3 protein-coding genes and 1 pseudogene are annotated in these 4736 nt (G+C 58.4%); 2 read left to right on the forward strand and 2 right to left on the reverse strand.

The genetic code is table 11. From position 1 onward, the window contains the following. The first annotated feature begins 293 nt into the window (after nucleotides 1-293). Nucleotides 294-2351, forward strand: a complete 2058-nt coding sequence (locus PSV43_RS08060; RefSeq protein WP_300195361.1) for a prolyl oligopeptidase family serine peptidase — start codon at nucleotides 294-296, stop codon at nucleotides 2349-2351. Between the two features lie 11 nt (nucleotides 2352-2362). Here the strand turns inward: PSV43_RS08060 and PSV43_RS08065 are convergent, their stop codons facing one another. Both PSV43_RS08065 and PSV43_RS08070 read right to left on the reverse strand, forming a co-directional pair. Continuing rightward, on the reverse strand, nucleotides 2363-2572 hold the full coding sequence (locus PSV43_RS08065) for a transposase (protein ID WP_300195363.1): 210 nt from the start codon (nucleotides 2570-2572) through the stop codon (nucleotides 2363-2365). Nucleotides 2573-3133: 561 nt separating this feature from the next. Then, complete coding sequence (locus PSV43_RS08070; protein ID WP_300195366.1) at nucleotides 3134-3655, reverse strand: pentapeptide repeat-containing protein; 522 nt, start codon at nucleotides 3653-3655, stop codon at nucleotides 3134-3136. 179 nt (nucleotides 3656-3834) lie between these two features. On the opposite strand from PSV43_RS08070, the pseudogene PSV43_RS08075 reads away from it, so the two are divergent. Next, a pseudogene (locus tag PSV43_RS08075) lies at nucleotides 3835-4736 on the forward strand (hypothetical protein); the annotation flags it as partial.

Here is a 4736-nt window from a genome sequence, read left to right on the forward strand (position 1 = left end):
ATTTGAACCACGGAATACACAGAATACACGGAAGGGGGATCTGATTTGAGGAGGGGCGAAAAGGGAACGCTGGTTTTTGGCAACGGGAATGGCCGGAGATTTGCACCGCAGAGGCTGGCACGCCGCAGAGATTTTCAAGAATCGGGTCAGATCCAGTTTGCGATTTAGTTACTCGGGAGGGGCAAAGGTGCAGAGGTGGCAGAGATTCAATCGCGTGTTTCCTCAGGCGCTTTGCAGAAATCAGTTCTGGAAAACGCTATAAAAGTGGCGCAGGGCCGCGTTTAAGCTTTTCCATGAAATGCTTTCTTTTTCTTTCTCTGTTGGTTGTGGCAGCGCAGGCGCAGCTCAGTCCCAATGGTGCCACGGCTTCGTTTAAAGGCAGTCTGCCACCGAAGCCCGCTGCGGCACTTTCTGCAGAACAGGAGGGTGGGATTGCCAAAGAGCTGGCGGCTGTGACGCAGTCCTTCAAAGCCGTGAAGAAGCACCCGCGAGCAGCGGATGCGGACATTTTCATCAAGGCGGTGCGCTATGCGCTGGAGTTCGACGAGTGGTATGACAAGAAGCCGGAGGACGGGGTGAAGAAGGCGATGGTGCTGCTTGATGAGGCAAAAAAACGCATCGCGGCACTTGGAAAAAATGAAACGCCCTGGATGAACGGCAGCGGGCCGAAGGTGCTGGGCTTCTATTCGAAGATTGACGATTCACCGCAGCCTTATGGCGTGGAGGTGCCGGAAGGTTTGGAGTTTGGCGCAGGCAAGAAGCCGGTGCCGATGTGGATCTGGCTGCATGGCCGGGGCGACACCGCCACGGATCTGCCGTTCGTGTATTCGAAGCTGATGGCGAAGAAGCCGGGGCAGTTTCAGCCGGCGGGCACGATCGTGATTCATCCTTTCGGGCGTTACTGCAACGGCTGGAAAAGTGCGGGTGAAACGGATGTGTTTGAGTGTCGTGATGATGCGATGAAGCGCTTCAATGTGGACACAAACCGGGTGGCGCTGGCGGGCTTCAGCATGGGCGGCGCGGGTGCCTGGCATCTCGGGGCGCATTTCGCGGACCAGTGGGCCTGTGTGCATACGGGCGCGGGCTTTGCGGATGTGAAACGTTATCAAAAACTCACACCGGACAAGTATCCAGCATCGTATGAGCAGACGCTGTGGGGCGTGTATGACGTGCCGGACTATGCCCGGAATTTTTTCAATGTACCGCTGATCAGCTACAGCGGCGAGGTGGATGCGCAGCGTGATTCGGCGGAGTACATGATTGAGGTGCTGGCCAAGCAGGACATCCACCCGCCGCATCTCATCGGCCCGGGCATGCCGCACAAGTATCATCCCGAAACGATCAAAGAAGTGCAGGCATGGATCGAAAAGGCAGTCGGCAAAGGCCGTGACCTGTTTCCTGACGAAGTTCACATTCAGACGAAGACTCCCTTCTATGGCCGCATGAAATGGCTCAATCTGCATGGCATGGAGGAAAGCTGGAAGGAGGCGCGACTGGATGCGAAGGTCATTGACGGCCAGACCCTCGAGATGAAGTCACAGAATGTGACGCGCATCGTCTTCTATCCACCTCCACAGGCGCGGAAGGGCGGGGGATCCCTCAAGCTGATCATTGATGGTGCCACGCTGAATCTGAAGGTCGGCCCGGTGGCTCCGCAGTTTGAGACCTTCATGAGTTCGGGACCGAAGGTGGCCGGTGCCTTCTGCCGCCTGATCAAGGAGAACGGCGTCTGGCGGGATTTTGGCAATGCGAATCCCTTTCAGCACGACGGCCCCGCCGGGGGCAAGGCGGGCGCGCATCCCGGACCGATGGATGCGAGTTTCATGAAGCGCTTTCTGGTCGTGCTGCCCGACGGCAAGTCGTCCTCGCCTGCGGTGGATGCGTGGGTGAAATCAGAGTCGGCGCATTTCCTCCAGCGTTGGAAGGGCCTGATGCGTGGCGATGTCCGTGTGGTGAAGGCATCGGATGTGGGAGATATTTACGAAGCTGGCAAAACGCAAAGCCTCATCCTGTGGGGGACGCCGGAATCCAACTCGTGTCTCAAGCAGCTAGCCAAATCACTGCCGGTGCAATGGGATGCTGAGAAGGTGGGCATGGGCGGGCAGTCGTTTGATGCGAAGACTCACGTCCCGCTGCTGACTTATCCCTGCCTGAAGTCGCCGGGCTTTGAAGTGGTGATCAATTCCGGCCTCACTTTCCGTGAGGCGCATGACCGGACCAACTCACTGCAAAACCCCAAGCTGCCGGACTGGGCGATCTTGGACATCACGCAGCCACCGACTGCGGAAGCTGCCGGTCAGGTGGTGGCGGCGGACTTCTTTGATGACCTCTGGCAGGTGAAGAAAAAATAAGCGGGCGCCCATCACGCCGAGCGATTGCGCGGCATGCAGGGAGGCAGCGGCGGGTAGAGCATGTCGAGTGTTGATTCCCGCAGCCAGCCGCGCAGGGAGGGTTGATTCACTCCCAGTCGGACGGCAATGTCTTTGCAGCTTTCTCCCAAGCGAATCCGGGAACGTGCGGCGGCAACGATGGCGGCCTTTTCAGCAGGTGAGTAACGTGAGGGGCGTGGCATGGTGTAGTAGTGATGTGAGGGTGGCGGAGCGCCCTTTCATTTAGCAAATCCGAGCCCAGCACACCCGCTCTCGCAGTCCCCAAAATGCGCAAAGCAGACGCCATTTGTGCATGCAGGGAGAGTTGGCCCATTTGTGCTGCGAGTACGGGAGCGCGACGGCGTCTTGGACTGCGTGCGGCAAGCCTGGGCGCGAGGCCGCATTCGTATGCCGGAGGGTAGGCTATGTCCGAAGGGTACACTTCACCCCGCGAAAGCGGTGTCGACGATGCGTGCATCTCTGCCACCGCACTCCACGACGCTGTCCCGCGCTTGAAAGTTCCAGGGGCGCCGCTTGAAAGTCGAGGTTTTCAACACTGCCGAGTTCTACCTTATCAAGCGGTTGGGATGAAGCGGAGCGTTCCTTGTTCCACAGGACAAGGCTACTTTGCTGCGCCAGACGGGCAGCCTAAGGTAGCTCATTTTTTGTGGAACTGAGAAGTGGCACCGCCATGCCGAAAGTGTGCCTAGTTCTTTCATGGCTTTGCCCAGACGGCTTGGACGAGCAAGTCTAACAAGGTAGAATTAGGCGGCCGTGCGTAGCATGGCGGGTCTGCCCTCCAGCATTTCCACGCCGGTGAGATTTGCGCCGCACAGGTCTGCGCCGACAAGGTTTGCCCGGATCAAGCGCGTGCCGCTGAGGTCGGCACCGCAAAGATTTGCGTTGGCAAAATTTGCCCTGCGCAGGTCGGTGTCGTGGAAGTTCACGCGGCGGAGGTCTGCGCCCAGAAGCTGCACGCCGGTGCATTTGGCTCCGCGCAGGTCCGCGCCTTCGAGGTTTGCGAGGCTGAGGTCTGCGCCATTGAGATTCGCACCCCGGAGATCGGCCAGGCTGAGATCAGCACCGCGTAGATTCGCGAGGCTGAGATCTGCCCCGTTGAGGTTGGCGAGATGCAGGTCTGCCTGGGCCAGATTGACGCGGCGCAGATCTGCGCCGCCGAGATTCGCCTCGCTCAAGCAGGCGGATTGGAGTCCTTCATCGAGGAGGAAGGTATTCCAAGCGTAGGACCCTTGTTGCAGAACTTCCAGGCAGGTTGGCTTTTCCATGGCACAAGCTTCACCTAGAGCAGAAGCTGGTAAAGGGGTGGATTGTAATGAGTTTGTGGGTGGTTTTACGCATTTGTCACATTTGCGCCGCTGGGTGGGGTGGCTACAAAATCAGGCGTGTTTCGCAGGTGCGCTGTTCGTATCTATGACTCATGATGAGCCTCCAATCTTCATTCCCCATGAAAACCCTCACAAGCCGACTATTCCTTCCCGCCTTTGCTGTGACGCTGCTGCTGAGCACTGCTGGTGCACGCGCTGCTGCAGCAGGCATTCAGGATGACGGAGCCTTCTTTTCCGAGTTCGCCAAGGTGAACGCTGCTGGCACCATCAAAGACGTCGCCACCCGGCTGCACAAAGACATCGCGATTCAAACCTTCGCGGCAGTGCCTGACGACATGAAGTCCACGGTGCTGCAGTCAAGCAAGGCGGCCTCCAACCGGGGTTTTTCCCAATGGGCGGAACAGCTGGCTCAGTCAAAGAAAGTGAACGGTGTTTTTATCCTGCTGGTGAAACAGCCTGCGCATTTGCAGGTGGTCGTCGGTACAGACACCCAGCGTCAGGCATTCACACTGCTGGATCGTGAAGCACTGGTGCAGCGCATGCTTGCCAACCTGCGGCAGAAGAAGAGTGATGACGCACTGATTGATGGCGTGAATTTCATTTCCAAGACCATGAACTCGCACCGTACGAGCGGGGCGACCACGGTTGGCTCCAAGACGCAGGCTGCGCAGAAGGGGGGCACTTCGTGGCTGCCGATCATCGGCATCGTGCTGCTGATCTGGGTGGGCTTCAGAGTCATTCGCGGATTGTTCCGTTCTATGTCGGGCGGTGGTGGTGGCAGCGCTGGGGGCATGGGCCAGCCCGGGAATGGCGTTGGCGGAGGCGGTTTCATGCAAAACATGATGGGCAGCATGTTTGGCGCAGCGGCGGGCATGTGGATGTATGACAGCTTCTTCGGCTCAAACAGCTCCGCTTCATCTCCTAGGGCAGATTCGACGGACACGTCCCAAAGTGACGGCGGCTACAGTGGCACTGACACGGACTACAGCAGTTCTGGTGGCGATTTCGGTGGGGGAGATTC

The organism is Prosthecobacter sp. (genome assembly GCF_029946185.1).
Lineage (GTDB): Bacteria > Verrucomicrobiota > Verrucomicrobiia > Verrucomicrobiales > Verrucomicrobiaceae > Prosthecobacter.